Consider the following 17921-nt stretch of genomic DNA (forward strand, 5'->3'; position numbering starts at 1 on the left):
AACCCGCGAAGCGCACAAGGGAAAGTGTCATGACCGCCTATGCCGTCGGAGATTTGCAGGGCTGCCACGCCGAGTTCGTCGAGTTGCTCGAGAAGATCGACTTCGACCCCGGCCGCGACCGCCTGTGGCTGGCCGGTGACCTGATCAATCGCGGCCCGGGGTCGCTCGCCTGCCTGCGCGAGGCGCAGGCGCTGGGCGATGCCGCCCTCACCGTGCTCGGCAATCACGACCTGCACCTGCTGGCGGTGGCGCGTGGCGGTGCCCGGCTCAACCGCAAGGACACCCTGGACGACATTCTTGCCGCCCCCGACCGTGAGGCGCTGCTCGACTGGCTGCAGTCGCGGTCGCTGCTGGTGCGTGAAGACTTCGCAGGGCAGGGCGAGACCGTGATGGTTCACGCCGGGCTGTTGCCTCAATGGTCGGTGAACGAGGCGGCAGAGCTGGCCGGCGAGGTCGAAGAGCGTCTCGGCAGCGAGCGCAGCGGTGCCTTCCTGGAGCGCATGTACGGCAACGAGCCGGCCTGCTGGCATGCCGCGCTCGATGGCATCGACCGCCTGCGTGCCATCGTCAACGTGCTGACCCGCATGCGCTTCATCGACGCCGACGGTTGCCTCGACTTCAGTGCCAAGGAGGGGCTCGACAGCGCCCCGACGGGTTTCGCCCCCTGGTTCCGTTACCCCAGAGGCGACGACGTGCGGCTGCTGTTCGGCCACTGGGCCGCGTTGGAAGGACATGCCGAGGGCGCCCGTGTGCGGGTCGAGGCACTGGATACCGGCTGCGTGTGGGGCGGCACTCTCACCGCACTTAACCTTTCCACCGGCGAGCGCATTGCAGTGCCCAGCCATCGTCATCGCCGCTGAACCCGGATTGCGATCCGGCGAGACCTGAATGGAGCGCACCATGTTTCGACACCTGACCATCGATACCCTGACCGCCTGGCTCGACGACGAGGCTCCGCTCACCCTGGTCGATATCCGCGATCCGGCCAGCTTTGCTGCCGGCCGCATTCCCGGCAGCCGCCATCTCGACAATGACAGCGTGCCGGCACTGCTGGAGGCGGCGCCGCGCGAGCAGCCCATGGTGGTGGTGTGCTACCACGGCCACTCGAGCCAGCAAGCCGCGGCTTGGCTGGCGGGGCAGGGCTTCGCCGAGGTCTACAGTCTCGACGGCGGCTTCACCGAATGGGAGTACCGCCTGCCTGAACGCGTGGAGCGTGCCGGCTCATGAGCGCAGCGCGGGACCCGGCGATCGCAGGCCTCGAGGTCTATCGCGTGGGGGGGGCAGTGCGCGATGCTCGCCTGGGCTGGCCTACCGTGGATACCGATTGGGTGGTGGTGGGAGCGACGCCTGAGGAGATGCGCCGCCGCGGCTTTCGTCCGGTGGGGCGTGACTTCCCGGTGTTTCTGCACCCGTTCAACCACGAGGAGTATGCGCTGGCGCGCACCGAGCGCAAGTCGGGGCACGGCTATACCGGTTTCGAGGTGCATGCCAGCCCCGATGTGACTCTGGAAGAGGATCTGGCCCGTCGCGACCTCACCATCAACGCCATGGCAGAGACCCCGGAAGGCGAGCTGATCGATCCATACGGCGGCTTGCAGGATCTCGCAGAGCGCGTCTTACGACACGTTTCGCCGGCCTTCGTCGAAGACCCGCTGCGGGTGCTGCGCACGGCACGTTTCCTGGCCCGCTATGCCGGGCTCGGCTTCATCATCGCCGACGAGACCTGGGCGCTGATGCGCGAGCTGACCGAGAGCGGCGAGCTTTCTCACCTGGTGGCCGAGCGCGTCTGGACCGAGACCGAGAAGGCGCTGGGCGAGCCCGAACCGGCGGTCTACTTCCGTACGCTGCATGCCTGTGGCGCCCTGACGGTGCTGATGCCCGAGCTCATCGGGAGCGGCGCGGAGCTCGATGAGGCGTTGCAGCGCATGACGCGCCTGCCAGATGTACTGCCCGAGGCGGAGCGGTTGCGCTGGCGCTGGGCCCGCCTGGTGGAGCATCTGGATGAGGCCGACCAACGAACCTTGAGCGAACGCCTGCGCCTGCCGCGCAGCTATCGTGAGCTGGGGTGGCAGGCCGCATTGACCCGGCAACTGGCCGAGAGCGACACGCCTGTTGCCGATACGGTGAAAGCCTGGCTGGACGGTGTCGACGCCTGGCGCCGAGCCGAGCGGGTGGCCCCGCTCATCGCGCTGCTGGCGCTCGAGACGCCGGCGCTGGCCATACGACTAGAGCGGGCCTGGCGGGAGGTGTCGCGGCTCGAGGCAAGGGAGCTGCTGGCCGAGGGCTTTCGCGGCGGCGCGCTGGGCGAAGAACTGGCCCGACGGCGCCGGGCCGTGCTGCAGCGGGAAATGGAGCGGCACTGAGAGAATGTGCTCAGCTGTCGGCTTGCTGGCGCATCGCTCAGGAGCGCCAGACGAACTCGACGGGCCACAGACGCTGATCGCCAGCCTCGAACTCGGTCCACAGTTCGGCGTAGGTACGCCCGACCTCGGGGTGGAGCGTGTCGGGCAGTAGTTCGGCGAGCGGCAGCAGCACGAAGGCGTGGTGCAGGATCTCGTCGCGTGGCAGCGTGACCCCGTCGTGCTCGCCGCAGAGGTCGCCCACCGTCAGCAGGTCGATGTCCAGCGTTCGCGGGCTGAACTTGGGCGTGCCCGGGCGTCGTCCGTGCTCGCTCTCGATACGCTTGCACCAAGCCTGCAGCTCGCCCACCGACCAGTCGCTGTCGAACACTGCCACCAGATTGTAGAAGTTGCGTCCGTCGATGAAGCCGACGGGCTCGCTCTCGAAGACGCGGGACACGGCCAGGTTGTCGAAGGTGGCGGCAAGCGCCTCCAGGCAGGCCGTGATGTGACGCTCACGCTCGATGTTGCTACCGATGCTGACGCTTACCTTGGCCATCAGGCGCCCTCCGGCGGTGTGCCGCGTTCGATGCGCACGCCTACCGCAGCAGCGGCCGGTACCGCGCCCGGCTTGCGTAGCGTCAAGCGTAGCCACGGCACGAAAAATTCCGTCATCAACAACTGCGCGAGACGCTCGGCGAAGGTTTCCACCAGTGCGAAGTCGTGCTCGTCGGCGAAGCGCTGGATGCGCTGGCTGATGGCCGCGTAGTCGAGAGTCTTGGTGAGGTCATCGTCGGCAGCTGCCGGGCGAATGTCGGTGGCGAGCTCCAGGTCGAGCACCAGCCGCTGGCGAATGGTGCGTTCCCAGTCGTATACGCCGATGACCGTCTCGAGTTCCAGCGACTCGATCAACACGCAATCCATGTGCAGCTCCCAAACAGGCCGAAGAAGGAGGCACGATTGTACGTGAGCGTCGGGACGGATTGACAGGCTTGCGGTGCTGTCCCTGGCGTGCGGGGGCTGGCAGAATCGTTGATGGTGATGACGAACGAGCATGGGGGCGGATTTGGGCGAAGAGCTGTGGCCGCTATGGGGTCTGGTGCCGCTGGGCTATCTCAGCGGTTCCTGGCTGGGCGCGCTGTGGGTCTGCCGGCTGGCAGGCGTCGCTGATCCGCGCGGGGAAGGCTCCGGCAACCCGGGCTTCTCGAACGTGTTGCGCCTTTACGGCCCGCGGCTTGCCGGAGCGACGCTGGCGCTCGATGCGGCCAAGGGGATGCCGGTGTTGTGGTTCGCCATGGTGCTGGGCATGCCGCCATGGGCCCAGGGCATGGTCGGGCTGGCCGTACTGTTGGGGCACAGTTTTCCGCCCTGGCATCGTTTTCGTGGCGGCAAGGCGGTGGCCAGCGCGTTCGGCGTGCTGCTGGTGCTGACTCCCTGGGTGGCACTGTGCTGTGCCGCGCTGTGGGTACTGCTGGCCTGGCGGGTACGTACCGCGGCGGTGGCCTCGCTGGCCAGCGCCGGTATCGCGCCGCTGGCCAGCCTGTGGCTGGCGCCGGACTATGTGCTGGTGATCCTGGTCTTCACCCTGCTGGTGCTGGTGCGCCACCTGCTCAACATACGTCGGCTGGGCAAGGGCGACGAGCACGCGCTTTGAACGTTGCGTCGTCGTTGGCCCGGCTGGTTGCATCAGGACGGCGGACGTTCAGATGCTGGCTGGTGACGTCAGGGTATCCATCGGCCAGCGCGGTACCGCCTTCATCTGTCCTGTCTCGTCGCGTTCGCCGGCCTCCAGGCGCAAGGCGCCGGCCAGGGCGATCATGGCGCCGTTGTCGGTGCAGAAACGGCCGCGGGGATAGAATACCTGTGCGTTGCGCTTCGCCACCTCTGTGGCCAATCTCTCGCGCAGGCGCTGGTTGGCACTCACCCCACCGGCCATCACCAGACGTTTGAGGCCGGTGTCGTCCAACGCCCGGCGGCACTTGATCGTCAGGGTATCGACCACTGCCTCCTCGAAGGCCCGGGCAACGTCGGCACGGGCCTGGTCGTCGAGCTCGCCGGCCTGTTCCAGCTGGCGCAGGGTGGTGAGGGTATGGGTCTTGAGCCCGGAAAAGCTGAAGTCGAGGCCCGGCCGGTCGGTCATCGGCCGGGGGAAGCGAAAGCGCCCGGGATTGCCCGTCTCGGCCAGTCGGGCGACCTGAGGGCCGCCGGGATAGCTCAGTCCCAGCATCTTGGCGGTCTTGTCGAAGGCTTCGCCGGCGGCGTCGTCCACCGACTCGCCGAGCAGGCGATACAGCCCCAGCCCTTGTACCTCGACCAGTTGAGTATGCCCGCCGGAGACCAGCAGGGCGACGAAGGGGAAGGCCGGCGGCGACTCCTCGAGCATGGGCGCCAGCAGGTGCCCCTCCATGTGGTGAACCCCCAGCACGGGGATGCCCAGCGCACGAGCCATGCCGTGCGCGGTGCTGGCGCCCACCATCAGCGCGCCGACCAGCCCCGGGCCGGCGGTATAGGCGATGGCGTCGAGCTCGCTGCGCTGCATGCCGGCCTCGTCGAGCACCCGCTGTATCAGGGGCAGCAGGCGCCGGGTATGGTCACGGGAGGCCAGCTCCGGTACCACGCCGCCATATTCGGCATGCATGGCGACCTGGCTGTAGAGAGCGTCGGCCAGCAGGCCGCGTTCGGTGTCGTAGATCGCGACGCCGGTTTCGTCGCAGGAGGTCTCGATGCCAAGGACGCGCATGGTGCAGAGCTCATGATGAGAGGAAGGCCGTATTCTAGCAAATCGGGGCCTGGCCATCCCGCCTTCGTGTGGCGGGAATTTGCAAAGCTTGGCATCGCCGACTAAACTACCGTGCGCTGTACAATTGGGTCGTGCACCCACATCCGGGTGTGCGTTCGAACCGAACTCAAGAATTCAAGGTAGGTGAGTGCTTAATGCCTTCTGTCAAAGTACGTGATAACGAGCCGTTCGACGTCGCGCTGCGCCGTTTCAAGCGTTCCTGTGAAAAAGCCGGCATCCTCTCCGAAGTGCGTCGTCGCGAGCACTACGAGAAGCCGACAGCAGAGCGCAAGCGCAAGGCTGCCGCCGCGGTGAAGCGTCACGCCAAGAAGCTCCAGCGTGAGCGCAAGCGTTTCGAACGGCTCTATTGATCCGTACTCGGGGAGCCTCGATGCTTCGTGCATTGCGGCTTCTGGAAGGATGACCAAGCGGCTGCCGTCAGGTGGCCGCTTGTCTTTCAAGTCCGTTTCACTGCAACTTTTCATCTGCCCCGCCGGGAGGTGGCAAGACCCACATGGCCGGCCAGATTCCGCAGCGCTTCATCGATGACCTGCTGGCACGCGTCGACGTGGTCGAGGTGGTGGGCGAGCGAGTGCAGCTGAAGAAGGCTGGACGCAACTATTCCGGCCTGTGCCCCTTTCATCAGGAAAAGACGCCGTCCTTCACCGTCAGTGCCGATAAGCAGTTCTATCACTGCTTCGGCTGTGGTGCTCACGGCACTGCTCTGCGTTTTCTGATGGAGTACGACAAGCTGCGCTTCCCCGAGGCGGTAGAGCAACTGGCGGCCCGCTTGGGGCTCGAGGTGCCGCGCGAAGGCGACGACGACCCTCGCGCTCAGGCACGCGAGCGCAAGCGCCAGGAGGGCGTCAATCTGCTCGAGCTCTCGGCCAGCTTCTTTCGCGAGCGGCTGAAGATGTCTGAGGGGCAGCAGGCGCGGGAGTACCTCTCCCGGCGCGGCCTCTCCGAAGAGGTGCAGCGAGACTTCGGCATCGGCTATGCCCCGGACGACTGGGAGGCACTCAAGCGCCACCTGAGCGCTAGGGGCGTTGCCGAAGCGGTACAGGTCGAATACGGCCTGCTGGTGCAGCGCGAGGAGAGCGGCCGCACCTACGACCGCTTCCGCGATCGGGTGATGTTCCCGATTCGTGACGTGCGCGGACGTACCATCGCCTTCGGTGGTCGGGTGCTCGGCGATGCCAAGCCTAAATACTTGAACTCGCCCGAGACGCCGGTCTTCCACAAGGGCAGGGAGCTGTACGGGCTGTTCGAGGCCAGGCAGGCCAATCCACGGCTCGAGCGGCTGGTGATCGTCGAGGGCTACATGGACGTGGTGGCGCTGGCCCAGTTCGGCATTCGCAATGCCGTGGCGACCCTGGGGACTTCCACCAGCGAGGAGCATCTGGGGCGGCTGTTCCGCATGGTCGACGAGGTGGTGTTCTGCTTCGACGGCGACCGGGCCGGGCGGCAGGCCGCCAGCCGCGCGCTGGAAACGGTGCTGCCGCAGATGATCGATGGGCGGACGGCGCGCTTCCTGTTCCTGCCGGAGGGCGAGGACCCGGATACGCTGGTGCGTCGCGAGGGGCCTGAGGCCTTCGAGAACCGCATCACCTGCGCCAGCCCGTTGTCGGAGTTCCTGTTCGATCAGGCGGCGCGGGGGCGTGACCTGGCACGTGTCGAGGAGCGCGAGCGCTTCGCCAGCCAGGTGTTGAAGGCAGTGGCACGATTGCCTCAGGGCATGTTGAAGACCGTGCTGCTGGGGGAGCTCGCGCGGCGTACCGGGGTCGATCAGTCTCGCTTCGACGCGCTCCTGGCCAGCGAGCAGGAGGCTGCCTCACCGGCCGCCGAGCCTTCCCAGGCGCCTGTCGCGGCGGCTTCCGCACCGAGTGTGGCGGAAGAGAAGCCGCGCAAAGAGGGAGCGGCGCTGGGGCTGATGGCGCGGGTGCTGCAGCTGCTGGTGCATGAGCCGACGCTGGTCGAGCGCTTGCCCGCGGTGGAGGAGTGGTGTCCGGAGGACGGGACGGATGCCTTGCTGTGCCGCGAGCTGGTGCGTTTGCTGCGGGCGGGACGTTACCGTAGCCCGCATGTGTTGCTGGCCCACTTCCAGGGCAGTGCTCAGGGCGAGCGGCTAGCGGCACTGGTACAGCGAGAGATGCTGATTCCGCGGGAGGCGCGAGGCCAGGAGCTCGAGGGATTGGTCGAGTACCTGAGGCGTCAACGGCAGCGCCAGTCGCCGCAGGAGGAGTTCGAGGCGCTGCTGGCCAAAGAGCGGGGCGGTGAACGCCTGCCGCTCGAGGCGAGGCAGCGGCTGCAGGAGCTGCTGTTGGAGCTGAAACGCTGACCGCTGGATTGAGACCGGCGGATTGATTTTCCGTTGTGCACCCCCATGTTAGGGAGCATGGCCGGACGCTGTCAGCATAACCGATTAAACTAACACACCTGAGTGATCGAGCAAATGGGCCGTACTGGCGGGTTCGTACTGTTTCCCGCTATACTATTGGGCTTCATGAGTTTTCTCCACCCCAGCGCTTCAGGTGCTTCATTCTTCTTCGTCGAGATAGGGTTTCTATGGCTGGAAATGCGCAGCAGCAGTCACGTCTGAAGGAGTTGATCGCGCGTGGCAAGGAACAGGGCTACCTGACCTATGCCGAGGTCAACGACCATCTTCCCGAGGATATTGCCGATCCCGATCAGGTGGAAGACATCATCGGCATGATCAATGACATGGGTATCAGCGTCGTCGAGGAAGCACCCGATGAAGATACCCTGATGATGTCCGATCACTCCGCCGACGAGTCGGCCGCCGAGGAGGCCGTGGCTGCCCTGGCGGCGGTAGAGAGCGACGTAGGCCGGACCACCGATCCGGTGCGCATGTACATGCGTGAAATGGGCACCGTGGAGCTGCTGACCCGCGAGGGTGAGATCGAGATTGCCAAGCGCATCGAGGAAGGCACCCGCGAAGTGATGTCGGCGCTGGCCTGGCTGCCGGGCGCGGTGGACTCGATTCTCGAGGCCTACGATGCCACCCAGGACGAAGAGGCGCCGGGACGACTGTCCGACCTCTTCTCCGGCTTCATCGATCCTGACGAAGGCATCCCCGGCGTGGCCGAGGCGGAAGTGCCCGAAGAGCTGGTCGACGACGGCGCCGCCGACGACGCGGATGATGCCGATGCTGACGATGACGAAGACGACGCTGACACCAGCGAGGCGGAGGAGAGCACCGGCGGCCCCGACCCGGAAGAGGCGAGGGCGCGTTTCGAGCAGATCCGCGAGCAGAACGAGCTGGTGCGGGAAGCCCTGGCCAAGCATGGTCGTGGCAGCGAGCAGGCGCGGGTCGAGATGGATCGCCTGGCGGAACTGTTCTCGCCGATCAAGCTGGTGCCCAAGCACTTCGAGCGCCTGGTCGGTCAGGTGCGCATCAGCGTCGAGCAGATTCGCACCCAGGAAAAGGCGGTGATGCAGCTTTTCGTCAAGCTGGCCAAGGTGCCGCGCAAGAGCTTCATCAAGGCGTTTCCCGGCAACGAATCGCGTCAGGAGTGGCTCGACGAGTTCATTGCCGAGAATGCCAAGTTCGCCGAGCGCCTCGAGCCGCTGCGGGCCGATATCCAGCGCGCCCAGCGCCGCATCGCCTTCGAGGAGGAGATGGTTCAGCTGCCCGTGCCGGAGCTGAAGGAGATCAATCGTCGTCTCTCCATCGGCGAGGCCAAGGCGCGCCGGGCCAAGAAGGAGATGGTCGAGGCCAACCTGCGTCTGGTGATCTCCATCGCCAAGAAGTACACCAACCGTGGCCTGCAGTTCCTGGATCTGATCCAGGAGGGCAACATTGGCCTGATGAAGGCGGTGGACAAGTTCGAGTACCGTCGCGGCTACAAGTTCTCGACCTACGCCACCTGGTGGATTCGTCAGGCGATCACCCGCTCGATCGCCGATCAGGCGCGTACCATCCGTATTCCGGTGCACATGATCGAGACCATCAACAAGCTCAACCGCGTGTCGCGCCAGATGCTGCAGGAGATGGGCCGCGAGCCGACGCCAGAGGAGCTGGGCGAGCGTCTCGAGATGCCCGAGGACAAGGTACGCAAGGTGCTCAAGATCGCCAAGGAGCCGATCTCCATGGAGACGCCCATCGGTGACGACGACGACTCGCACCTGGGCGATTTCATCGAGGACAGCACCATGCAGCTGCCGGTCGACCTTGCTACCGGCGAGGGCTTGATCGAGGCCACCCGCAACGTGCTCGGCGGGTTGACCGCTCGTGAGGCCAAGGTGCTGCGCATGCGTTTCGGTATCGACATGAACACCGACCACACCCTCGAGGAGGTCGGCAAGCAGTTCGACGTGACCCGTGAGCGGATTCGTCAGATCGAAGCCAAGGCGCTGCGCAAGCTGCGCCACCCGAGCCGCTCCGAACCGCTGCGTTCGTTCCTCGACGAGTAAGCGCGATCATCCGATGTGAAAAAAACCGCGGCCCGATGGCCGCGGTTTTTTTTCGACCGCACCGTGGACGGTGTGGCGCAGGGCGTGTTCAGAGCACGTAGTGGGTGGCCGAGCCCGGCCCTACCGGCAGGCCGAACAGGAACACCCAGGCAAAGAACAGCAGGCTCCAGCCGATCAGCATGAACAGGGTGTAGGGCAGCATCAGCGCCACCAGCGTGCCGATACCCAGGTCCTTACGGTAACGCGCGGCCACCGCCATGATCAGGCCGAAGTAGCTCATCATCGGCGTGATCAAGTTGGTCACCGAGTCGCCGATGCGGTAGGCGGCCTGGATCACTTCCGGGGCATAGCCCATAAGCATCAGCATCGGTACGAAGATGGGCGCCGTGACCGCCCACTGTGCCGACGCGCTGCCCAGCGACAGGTTGACGAAGGCGCACATCAGGATGAACAGGGCGAACAGCAGCGGGCCGCTCAGGCCCAGTGTCTGCAGCATGTCGGCGCCAGCCACGGCGATCACGGTGCCGAAATTGCTCCAGTTGAACAGCGCCACGAACTGGGCGGCAAAGAAGACCAGTACGATGTAAAGGCCGAGGCTGCTCATGCTGCGGGCCATGGCATCGACGACGTCGCGGTCGCCGCGCATGGTGCCGGCAAGCCTGCCGTAGACGAAACCGAGCAGAGAGAAGGAAATCGCCACGATCACCACGATGCCGCTGAGAAAGGGCGAGCCGCTGATGGCGCCGGTTTCCGGGTGGCGCAGGATGCCGTTGGCAGGCACCACCATGAGTGCCAGCAGCGCCACGATGGCCAGGGTGGCGAGTCCGGTCCCCTTGAGTGCGCGCTTCTCCGTGGCCGAGAGGCTCGCCATGCGCTGCCCGTCGATGTCATCCGCGGCGTAGGCGGCATCGAACTTGCCGAGCTTGGGCTCGACGATGCGCTCGGTCACCAGCCCGCCGATCAGCGTGACGACGAAGGTGCTGACGATCATGAAGAACCAGTTGGCCTCGGCGCCTACGCTGTAGCTCGGGTCGAGCAGGCGCGCGGCTTCCTGGGTGATGCCGGAGAGCAGCGGGTCGACGGTGCCGATCAGCAGGTTGGCGCTGTAGCCGCCGGAAACGCCGCAGAAGGCGGCGGCGAGCCCGGCCAGCGGATGACGCCCCAGCGAATGGAAGATCATCGCTGCCAGCGGAATCAGCACCACGTAACCGAGTTCGGCGGCCATGTTGGACATGATGCCGGCGAACACCACGGCATAGGTGACGATGCGTGGTGAGCGGTCCAGCACCAGGGCGCGCATGCTGGCCGAGAGCAGTCCCGAATGCTCGGCGACGCCCACGCCGAGCATGGCGACCAGTACCGTGCCCAGCGGCGCGAAGCCGGTGAAGTTGGTCACCATCTCGGTGATCAGGCGACGCAATCCTTCTGCGTTGAGCAACGAATTGACCGCAATGAGCTCACCTTCATTGGCAGGGCGCGGGTCGGCGACCGAAACGCCCAGGGCACCGGCGATGCCGCTGGCCACCACCACGATGACGCAGAGCAGTGCGAACAGAGTGACCGGGTGTGGCAGCAGATTGCCCAGCCACTCCACGCTGTCGAGGAAACGATGGAAGGCGCCCCGTTTCAGGCGCTCGCGGCGAGGTAATGTTGACATTAGAAAATACTCTTTTAGTGCGCTTTGATTAGTTGAAATTGTTGCCTTGTTGGCATGGCGCGAGACATTACGCTGATAATGATCTGTCTGCAAACCTGCCTCGCCATGGGCAAGTCTGGTCACGCGAGGTGTGCCGATTCGAACAGGGAGGCGGTGGGGAAGGAGCGTCAGGAGTAGGTGGTCACGTGGCGCTGGGCCTCTTCCACGATCCAGTCGTGAACGGCCGCGACGCGCCGGTCGTCCAGCGCGCCGCTGGTATGCACGATGCCGTAGCGCTTGCCGGTGGGGATGCGGGCGGGGAACGGGGCGATCAGCGCCCCCGTCTTGAGTTCGTCGGTCAGCAGCGCCTGGCGTGCAATGGCGACTCCCATGCCGGCGACGGCCGCCTCCAGGGCCAGCCGGTGCCGATTGAAGGTGTAGCCGCGGCGTACGTTGAGCGGCGGGGCTTCGATGGCCTGCAGGTAGTGTTCCCACTCGGCGTAGGGGCTCCCACCGCGCCAAGCGGTGATATCGTGCAGCAGCGGGTACCAGGCCAGGTCGCCGGGGCTGGAAAGCGGCGGGCGGCGGCGCATCAAGCCGGGGGCGCAGACCGGGAAGATCACCTCCTCCATCAGCGGGGTGATGGCCAGGCCCGGATAGTGGCCGTCGTTGAGATCGATCGCCAGATCGAACTCGCCTTCACGCAGCGACAGGCTGCTGTCCTCGGCGATGACCTGCAGCTCGATATCGGGAAAACGGGCCTGGAGTCGCGGCAGGCGCGGCATCAGCCACTTACTGAGAAAGGCCGGCACGCTGCGCAGGCGAATCACGCCGCTCATCACGCCACTGCGCAGGCGCTTCACCTCGAGGCCGACCGACTGGTAGGCCTCGTCCACCACGGCGGCCAGCCGTTTGCCCTCTTCAGTAAGCTCCAGGCGCCGTGGCAGGCGGCGAAAGAGCTTGAAGCCGAGCCGCTCCTCCAGCTGCTTGATCTGCTGGCTCACCGCGCCAGTGGTGACGTGCAGCTCTTCTGCCGCCCGGGTAAACGAGAGGTGGCGTGCGCTGATCGCGAAGACTTTCAGCCAGGCATGGGTTTGGGCGTGCAGTAGTCGACTCATGGTTTAGTTTTGCTATAGCTGCAAGGAGTTATTCTCGGTTGCTTGGCGAGCCCTTCGACGTCAACCTTATGCCATACTTGCTTACAAGCAAACATGTTTTAGTCAGGCTGATCCATGGGCTTCATTGGTACGTGGCATGGCTGACGACTTGCGAGGTGAATCATGGCCATCAGTGTGTTCGACCTGTTCAAGATCGGTATCGGTCCGTCCAGCTCCCATACCGTGGGGCCCATGCGGGCTGCCTATGACTTCGTCGAGGAGCTGCGCCAGCGGGACCTGGTCGAGCGCGTGGCCCGCATCGAGGTGAAACTGTTCGGCTCGCTGAGTGCCACCGGCAAGGGGCACGCTACCGATCGCGCAGTGATCATGGGGCTGATGGGCGAGCGTCCCGATCGGATCGATCCCGCCATCGTCACGCCCTGCATCGAAGAGCTGCTGGAAACCAACACGCTGATGCTGGACGGACGCCTGGCGATCCCGTTCCTCTGGACTCGTGACCTGCAGTGGTACGAGGAGTGCCTGCCCTACCACCCCAATGCGATGACGCTGGTGGCGCACGGTCATAGCGAAGAGCTGTGGCGTAACACCTACTACTCGGTGGGTGGCGGTTTCGTCATCGACGAGGGGCAGGCCGAGCGCGGCGAGCTGGATCAGGATTCCACCGTGCTGCCTTACGACTTCAATTCCGGCGCCGAGCTGATGGCGCTGTGCCGCATGCATGACATGCGAATCAGCGAGCTGATGCTGGAGAACGAGAAGGCCTGGCGCAGCGAAGCCGAGATTCGTGACGGCCTGTGGCAGATCTGGCAGGCCATGCAGGCCTGCGTCGACAAAGGCTTGCAGCAGGAAGGCGTGCTTCCCGGCGGGCTCAACGTCAAGCGCCGTGCCGCTGCGCTGCATCGCCGCCTGCTGGCGACGAGCGACGACCGGAGCTTGATCGCTTCGACCTTCGGCGCCATGGACTGGGTCAACGTCTTCGCCCTGGCGGTGAACGAAGAGAACGCCGCGGGCGGGCGCATGGTCACGGCCCCCACCAACGGGGCGGCGGGCATCATTCCGGCCGTGCTGCATTACTACATGAAGTTCCAGCCCGGCGCCTGTGAGCGCGACGTGGTCGATTTCCTGCTGGCCGCCGCGGCGGTGGGCATCCTGTGCAAGAAGAACGCTTCCATCTCCGGCGCCGAGGTGGGCTGCCAGGGCGAGGTCGGCTCGGCCTGCGCCATGGCCGCCGCCGGGCTGGCCGAGGTGATGGGAGGCAGCGTGGCACAGGTGGAGAATGCCGCCGAGATTGGCCTGGAGCACAACCTCGGGCTGACCTGCGACCCGGTGGGCGGCCTGGTACAGGTACCCTGCATCGAGCGCAACGCCATCGCTTCGGTCAAGGCGATCAATGCCGCCCAGATGTCGCTGCGTGGGGACGGCGAGCATTTCATTTCACTCGACAAGGCGATCCGCACCATGCGCGATACCGGGCGCGACATGCAGGACAAGTACAAGGAAACGTCCCGCGGCGGCCTGGCCGTGAACGCCATCGAGTGCTGAAAGAGGTCGCCAGAACAGCCCCTTGGCTGTAATGGTGAAGAACATGACGCGATGCCCCTGTGGCATCGCGTTTTTGTTTGCAAACTAACAAAGCCTGCTTTGATATACGCCATTGGTCGAGTTTGACCCATGAACGGTTGCTCCGCGGTTGTGTCTCCTCTAGCTTACGTTAACGTAAAGGTTAGAAGTCCCAGGTTGGGCCAAGCGCCGGCCGCAGCCTTCACGACAACGACAACAAATCAGCATGGATCGCGTGGGCGATCCAGAGAGGACGTCACATGACCCAGGAGTTCATACTGGAAACTCGCGGGTTGACCAAGCAGTTCCGCGGCTTCACCGCCGTGGACGATGTCAACCTGCAGGTCCGGGAGGGGCATATCCACGCCTTGATCGGTCCCAACGGTGCCGGCAAGACGACCGTCTTCAATCTCCTCACCAAGTTCCTGCCACCGACCCGTGGCGAGATTCTCTACCGCGACAAGCCGATCACCGGCATGAAGGCCAACGAGATCGCCCGCATGGGGATGGTGCGTTCCTTCCAGATCTCGGCGGTGTTCGCCCACATGACCGCGCTGGAGAACGTGCGCGTGGCGCTGCAGCGCCCCATCGGCACCTCCTTCCATTTCTGGAAGTCGGAGCGCACGCTCGACTACCTCAACGACCGCGCCATCGAGCTGCTCGATGAGGTTGGTCTGCGTGAGTACGCCGACGTGCTGACGGTGGAGATGCCCTACGGGCGCAAGCGCGCGCTCGAGGTGGCCACGACCCTGGCCATGAATCCGACGCTGATGCTGCTCGACGAGCCGACCCAGGGCATGGGGGCAGAGGACGTCGACCGTATCGTCGCGCTGATCCGCCGCGTGGCGCAGGGCCGTACGGTGCTGATGGTGGAGCACAACCTCAGTGTGGTGAGCCGGCTTTGCGACCGCATCACCGTATTGGCTCGCGGCGCCGTGCTGGCGGAAGGGGATTACCAGACGGTTTCCGCCGACCCACGGGTGCGCGAGGCCTACATGGGTAGCGAGGCTGCGGCAGAGGAGGCCAGCGCATGAATCAGGTCGTCGAACAGCCTTCACGCAGCGAATACAACGATCACGATGGCGCCGAGATGCTGCGCATCCGCGATCTGCATGCCTTCTATGGCGAGTCGCACATTCTTCATGGGGTCGACATGGAGGTGCGTCGCGGTGAGCTGGTGACCCTGCTGGGCCGCAACGGTGCAGGGCGCAGCACCACGCTCAAGGCGATCATGAGCATGGTGGGCCGGCGTACCGGTTCGATCATGATCAACGGCACCGAGACGGTCGGCATGAAGGCGCATCGCATTCCGCGTCTGGGTATCGGCTACTGCCCCGAGGAGCGCGGTATCTTCGCCAGCCTCGACGTGGAAGAGAATCTGCTGCTGCCGCCCACCGTGCGTTCGGGTGGCATGTCGATCGACGAAATCTACGAGATGTTTCCCAACCTTTACGAGCGCCGCCGCAGTCAGGGCACTCGGCTTTCGGGCGGGGAGCAGCAGATGCTGGCCATGGCGCGCATCCTGCGCACCGGCGCGCGCATGCTGCTGCTCGACGAGATCACCGAGGGGCTGGCGCCGGTCATCGTGCAGAAGCTGGCCGAGGTACTGGTCAAGCTGCGCGACCGTGGCATGACCATCGTGCTGGTGGAGCAGAATTTCCGCTTCGCCGCGCCGCTGGCCGACCGCCACTACGTCATGGAGCACGGGCGCATCATCGAGGAGATCAGTGCGGCACAGCTGCCCTCCAAGCGCGATCACCTCAACTCCCTGCTGGGGGTGTAACCAACTTTCGTTATCACGACGAAGCGCGACTCATCTGCAGTACGTGTCACAACGATGCATCACAACAACAAGCCGCCCAACCGGGCTATGGAGACAATAATGACCTTCATCAAGAAGACTCTCGCCAGCAGCGTTGCTCTTGCCGTCACCGCCGCCATGGCGACTGCCGCTCAGGCCGAGATCAGCGACGGCGAGATTCGCATCGGCTACCTGGCGGACATGTCCGGCACCTATCGTGACCTGGCCGGACCCGGCGGCCTCGAAGCCCTGCGCATGGCGGTCGAGGACTTCGGTGGCAGCGTCAACGGAGCACCCATCCAGGTGTTCAGCGCCGACGACCGCAACAGCGCCGACGTCGGCGCCAACACCGTGCGTGAATGGATCGATACCCGCAACGTCGACATGGTGGCCGGCCTGGTGGCCTCCTCGGTGACCATTGCCGTCACCCGCGTGCTGGAAGAGAACGACGGCTTCGGCATCGTGTCCGCTTCGGCTGCCTCCAGCATCACCAACGAGCACTGCACGCCCAATCACATTCATTGGGTCTACGACACCTATCCGCTGGCCAACGGTACCGCCCAGGCGGTGGTACAGCAGGGCGGCGACACCTGGTTCATGCTCACCGCCGACTACGCCTTCGGTCATGCCCTGGAGGGCGACGTGACCCGTGTGGTGGAAGAGAACGGCGGTCAGATCGTCGGCGGCGTGCGCCACCCGTTCCCCACCGACGACTTCTCGTCCTACATCCTCCAGGCCCAGGGTTCCGGCGCCAAGATCATCGGTCTGGCCAATGCCGGTGCCGATACCGTCAATGCCATCAACACCGCCAGCCAGTTCGGCGTAGTGGAGGCCGGGCAGCAGCTGGCCGGTCTGCTGGTGTTCCTCAACGACGTGCATGCCATGGGGCTCGACGCCACCCAGGGGCTGCTGTTGACTACCGGCTGGTACTGGAACATGGACGACGAGGCACGTGAGTGGGCCGAGCGTTACTACGAGCGCGTGGGCCGCATGCCGACCATGGTCCAGGCCGGCATCTATTCCAGCACTACTCACTACCTGCAAGCAGTCGAGGCGACCGGCAGCGACGATCCGCAGACGGTGCGCGAGCACATGATGCGTCAGCCGATCCACGACTTCTTCGCTCGTAATGGCCGGCTGCGCGAGGATGGCCGCATGGTGCACGACATGTACCTGGCGCGCGTGAAGTCGCCCGAAGAGTCCACCCACGAGTGGGATCTCTACGAAATCCTCACCACCATTCCCGCCGAAGAGGCCTACCGCCCGCTCTCCGAAAGCCAGTGCAAGCTGGTGCAGAACTGAAGCGAGCAAGATCGGCGGCGGCTGCGGCCGCCGCCCCTCTGACGGCGAGGAGAACCTGACATGACGATGATATTCGGCGTGCCGTTGGCGGTGTTCATGGGCCAGCTTCTGTTGGGTCTGATCAACGGCGCCTTTTACGCCCTGCTGAGCCTTGGGCTGGCGGTGATCTTCGGCCTGCTGAAGATCGTCAACTTCGCTCATGGGGCCATGTACATGCTGGGGGCGTTCGCCACCCTGCTGGGCATGCGCTACCTGGGCATCAATTACTGGGCGGCGCTACTGCTGGCACCGCTCTTCGTGGGCCTGCTGGGCATGCTGATCGAGCGCGTGCTGCTGCGTCGCATCGGCCACCTGGACCATCTCTACGGCTTGCTGCTGACCTTCGGCCTGGCACTGATCTTCGAGGGTACGCTGGTCAACTTCTTCGGCGTATCCGGGGCGCGTTACCCCACCCCCGAGGCGCTGCAGGGCGGTTATCAGACCGGTTTCATGTTCCTGCCCAAGTATCGCGCCTGGGTACTGCTGGCGGCTCTCGTCGTTTGCTTTGCTACCTGGTACATCATCGAGCGCACACGCCTCGGTGCCTACCTGCGCGCGGGCACCGAGAACCCGGCACTGATGCAGGCCTTCGGGGTCAACGTGCCACTGCTGGTGACGCTGACCTATGGCTTCGGCGTGGCGCTGGCGGCCTTCGCCGGGGTACTGGCCGCACCGCTCTATCCAGTGTCGCCGACCATGGGTTCGAACCTGCTGATCGTGGTCTTCGCCGTGGTGGTCATCGGTGGCATGGGCTCCATTCTGGGCGCCATCGTCACCGGGCTTGCCATGGGGCTGATAGAAGGTCTGACCAAGGTGTACTACCCCGAGGCGGCGAACACCGTGATCTTCCTGGTGATGATTCTGGTGCTGCTGCTAAGACCCGCCGGACTGTTCGGCAAGGAGGCATGACGAC

General features: G+C 65.0%; 17 protein-coding genes. 12 read left to right on the forward strand and 5 right to left on the reverse strand.

Going from position 1 to position 17921, the window contains the following annotated elements:
- Nucleotides 1-29 precede the first annotated feature (29 nt).
- From HOP59_RS03050 to HOP59_RS03060, 3 genes are read left to right on the forward strand one after another with little or no spacing between them, the layout of a single operon-like run.
- On the forward strand, nucleotides 30-860 hold the full coding sequence (locus HOP59_RS03050; RefSeq protein WP_234252747.1) for a symmetrical bis(5'-nucleosyl)-tetraphosphatase: 831 nt from the start codon (nucleotides 30-32) through the stop codon (nucleotides 858-860).
- Nucleotides 861-900: 40 nt separating this feature from the next.
- A complete protein-coding gene (glpE, locus tag HOP59_RS03055; protein ID WP_267963362.1) occupies nucleotides 901-1227 on the forward strand; it encodes a thiosulfate sulfurtransferase GlpE in 327 nt (108 codons plus the stop codon).
- Nucleotides 1224-2363, forward strand: a complete 1140-nt coding sequence (locus HOP59_RS03060) for a tRNA nucleotidyltransferase/poly(A) polymerase-related protein (protein ID WP_234252749.1) — start codon at nucleotides 1224-1226, stop codon at nucleotides 2361-2363. The genes glpE and HOP59_RS03060 overlap by 4 nt, the downstream gene beginning before the upstream one ends.
- Nucleotides 2364-2400: 37 nt before the next feature.
- Here HOP59_RS03060 and folK read toward each other — a convergent pair whose 3' ends face one another.
- Together folK and folB are read right to left on the reverse strand one after the other, a co-directional pair.
- Nucleotides 2401-2898 carry a 2-amino-4-hydroxy-6-hydroxymethyldihydropteridine diphosphokinase gene (gene folK, locus HOP59_RS03065; protein ID WP_234252750.1) on the reverse strand — a complete coding sequence of 166 codons (498 nt, stop codon included), beginning with the start codon at nucleotides 2896-2898 and terminating at the stop codon, nucleotides 2401-2403.
- Complete coding sequence (folB, locus tag HOP59_RS03070) at nucleotides 2898-3263, reverse strand: dihydroneopterin aldolase (RefSeq protein ID WP_234252751.1); 366 nt, start codon at nucleotides 3261-3263, stop codon at nucleotides 2898-2900. Before folB ends, folK begins: the two co-directional genes overlap by 1 nt.
- 130 nt (nucleotides 3264-3393) lie before the next feature.
- Between folB and plsY the strand changes: the two genes are divergently transcribed.
- Nucleotides 3394-3993, forward strand: coding sequence for a glycerol-3-phosphate 1-O-acyltransferase PlsY (gene plsY, locus HOP59_RS03075; RefSeq protein ID WP_234252752.1), 600 nt, complete (start codon nucleotides 3394-3396; stop codon nucleotides 3991-3993).
- A 48-nt stretch (nucleotides 3994-4041) separates the two neighbouring features.
- Here plsY and tsaD read toward each other — a convergent pair whose 3' ends face one another.
- Complete coding sequence (gene tsaD, locus HOP59_RS03080) at nucleotides 4042-5079, reverse strand: tRNA (adenosine(37)-N6)-threonylcarbamoyltransferase complex transferase subunit TsaD (protein ID WP_234252753.1); 1038 nt, start codon at nucleotides 5077-5079, stop codon at nucleotides 4042-4044.
- A gap of 194 nt (nucleotides 5080-5273) precedes the next feature.
- On the opposite strand from tsaD, the gene rpsU reads away from it, so the two are divergent.
- The 3 genes from rpsU to rpoD all read left to right on the forward strand — a co-directional run bounded on the left by rpsU (nucleotide 5274) and on the right by rpoD (nucleotide 9552).
- Nucleotides 5274-5489, forward strand: a complete 216-nt coding sequence (rpsU, locus tag HOP59_RS03085) for a 30S ribosomal protein S21 (RefSeq protein WP_010629611.1) — start codon at nucleotides 5274-5276, stop codon at nucleotides 5487-5489.
- 143 nt (nucleotides 5490-5632) lie between these two features.
- On the forward strand, nucleotides 5633-7456 hold the full coding sequence (gene dnaG / locus HOP59_RS03090; RefSeq protein ID WP_234252754.1) for a DNA primase: 1824 nt from the start codon (nucleotides 5633-5635) through the stop codon (nucleotides 7454-7456).
- Nucleotides 7457-7683: 227 nt separating this feature from the next.
- Nucleotides 7684-9552, forward strand: a complete 1869-nt coding sequence (rpoD, locus tag HOP59_RS03095) for an RNA polymerase sigma factor RpoD (protein WP_010629609.1) — start codon at nucleotides 7684-7686, stop codon at nucleotides 9550-9552.
- Between the two features lie 88 nt (nucleotides 9553-9640).
- Here the strand turns inward: rpoD and HOP59_RS03100 are convergent, their stop codons facing one another.
- Nucleotides 9641-11209: an AbgT family transporter gene (locus HOP59_RS03100; protein ID WP_010629608.1), complete on the reverse strand. Its 1569-nt coding sequence runs from the start codon at nucleotides 11207-11209 to the stop codon at nucleotides 9641-9643.
- 167 nt (nucleotides 11210-11376) lie between these two features.
- Complete coding sequence (locus HOP59_RS03105) at nucleotides 11377-12306, reverse strand: LysR substrate-binding domain-containing protein (RefSeq protein ID WP_234252755.1); 930 nt, start codon at nucleotides 12304-12306, stop codon at nucleotides 11377-11379.
- Nucleotides 12307-12468: 162 nt separating this feature from the next.
- Between HOP59_RS03105 and HOP59_RS03110 the strand changes: the two genes are divergently transcribed.
- The 5 genes from HOP59_RS03110 to HOP59_RS03130 all read left to right on the forward strand — a co-directional run bounded on the left by HOP59_RS03110 (nucleotide 12469) and on the right by HOP59_RS03130 (nucleotide 17917).
- Complete coding sequence (locus tag HOP59_RS03110; protein ID WP_234252756.1) at nucleotides 12469-13848, forward strand: L-serine ammonia-lyase; 1380 nt, start codon at nucleotides 12469-12471, stop codon at nucleotides 13846-13848.
- Nucleotides 13849-14126: 278 nt separating this feature from the next.
- The gene (locus tag HOP59_RS03115) at nucleotides 14127-14900 is read left to right on the forward strand and encodes an ABC transporter ATP-binding protein (RefSeq protein WP_010629605.1); all 774 of its coding nucleotides are present in this window, start codon (nucleotides 14127-14129) and stop codon (nucleotides 14898-14900) included.
- Complete coding sequence (locus HOP59_RS03120) at nucleotides 14897-15649, forward strand: ABC transporter ATP-binding protein (RefSeq protein ID WP_010629604.1); 753 nt, start codon at nucleotides 14897-14899, stop codon at nucleotides 15647-15649. Before HOP59_RS03115 ends, HOP59_RS03120 begins: the two co-directional genes overlap by 4 nt.
- A 99-nt stretch (nucleotides 15650-15748) precedes the next feature.
- Nucleotides 15749-16969, forward strand: coding sequence for an ABC transporter substrate-binding protein (locus HOP59_RS03125; RefSeq protein WP_234252757.1), 1221 nt, complete (start codon nucleotides 15749-15751; stop codon nucleotides 16967-16969).
- A gap of 60 nt (nucleotides 16970-17029) precedes the next feature.
- Nucleotides 17030-17917: a branched-chain amino acid ABC transporter permease gene (locus HOP59_RS03130; RefSeq protein WP_010629602.1), complete on the forward strand. Its 888-nt coding sequence runs from the start codon at nucleotides 17030-17032 to the stop codon at nucleotides 17915-17917.
- The last annotated feature ends 4 nt before the right edge of the window (nucleotides 17918-17921 follow it).

The sequence above is a fragment of the Billgrantia aerodenitrificans genome (assembly GCF_021404405.1).
Classification (GTDB): Bacteria; Pseudomonadota; Gammaproteobacteria; order Pseudomonadales; family Halomonadaceae; genus Halomonas; species Halomonas aerodenitrificans.

What these genes read in the sequence shown, in the direction of transcription:
- HOP59_RS03105 (WP_234252755.1), bottom strand. Translation starts at nt 12,306, where the DNA reads ATGAGTCGACTACTGCACGCCCAAACCCATGCCTGGCTGAAAGTCTTC.
- HOP59_RS03120 (WP_010629604.1), top strand. Translation starts at nt 14,897, where the DNA reads ATGAATCAGGTCGTCGAACAGCCTTCACGCAGCGAATACAACGATCAC.
- plsY (WP_234252752.1), top strand. Translation starts at nt 3,394, where the DNA reads ATGGGGGCGGATTTGGGCGAAGAGCTGTGGCCGCTATGGGGTCTGGTG.
- rpoD (WP_010629609.1), top strand. Translation starts at nt 7,684, where the DNA reads ATGGCTGGAAATGCGCAGCAGCAGTCACGTCTGAAGGAGTTGATCGCG.
- HOP59_RS03100 (WP_010629608.1), bottom strand. Translation starts at nt 11,209, where the DNA reads ATGTCAACATTACCTCGCCGCGAGCGCCTGAAACGGGGCGCCTTCCAT.
- HOP59_RS03110 (WP_234252756.1), top strand. Translation starts at nt 12,469, where the DNA reads ATGGCCATCAGTGTGTTCGACCTGTTCAAGATCGGTATCGGTCCGTCC.
- glpE (WP_267963362.1), top strand. Translation starts at nt 901, where the DNA reads ATGTTTCGACACCTGACCATCGATACCCTGACCGCCTGGCTCGACGAC.
- folB (WP_234252751.1), bottom strand. Translation starts at nt 3,263, where the DNA reads ATGGATTGCGTGTTGATCGAGTCGCTGGAACTCGAGACGGTCATCGGC.
- HOP59_RS03115 (WP_010629605.1), top strand. Translation starts at nt 14,127, where the DNA reads ATGACCCAGGAGTTCATACTGGAAACTCGCGGGTTGACCAAGCAGTTC.
- HOP59_RS03130 (WP_010629602.1), top strand. Translation starts at nt 17,030, where the DNA reads ATGACGATGATATTCGGCGTGCCGTTGGCGGTGTTCATGGGCCAGCTT.
- folK (WP_234252750.1), bottom strand. Translation starts at nt 2,898, where the DNA reads ATGGCCAAGGTAAGCGTCAGCATCGGTAGCAACATCGAGCGTGAGCGT.
- dnaG (WP_234252754.1), top strand. Translation starts at nt 5,633, where the DNA reads ATGGCCGGCCAGATTCCGCAGCGCTTCATCGATGACCTGCTGGCACGC.
- rpsU (WP_010629611.1), top strand. Translation starts at nt 5,274, where the DNA reads ATGCCTTCTGTCAAAGTACGTGATAACGAGCCGTTCGACGTCGCGCTG.
- HOP59_RS03060 (WP_234252749.1), top strand. Translation starts at nt 1,224, where the DNA reads ATGAGCGCAGCGCGGGACCCGGCGATCGCAGGCCTCGAGGTCTATCGC.
- tsaD (WP_234252753.1), bottom strand. Translation starts at nt 5,079, where the DNA reads ATGCGCGTCCTTGGCATCGAGACCTCCTGCGACGAAACCGGCGTCGCG.
- HOP59_RS03125 (WP_234252757.1), top strand. Translation starts at nt 15,749, where the DNA reads ATGACCTTCATCAAGAAGACTCTCGCCAGCAGCGTTGCTCTTGCCGTC.
- HOP59_RS03050 (WP_234252747.1), top strand. Translation starts at nt 30, where the DNA reads ATGACCGCCTATGCCGTCGGAGATTTGCAGGGCTGCCACGCCGAGTTC.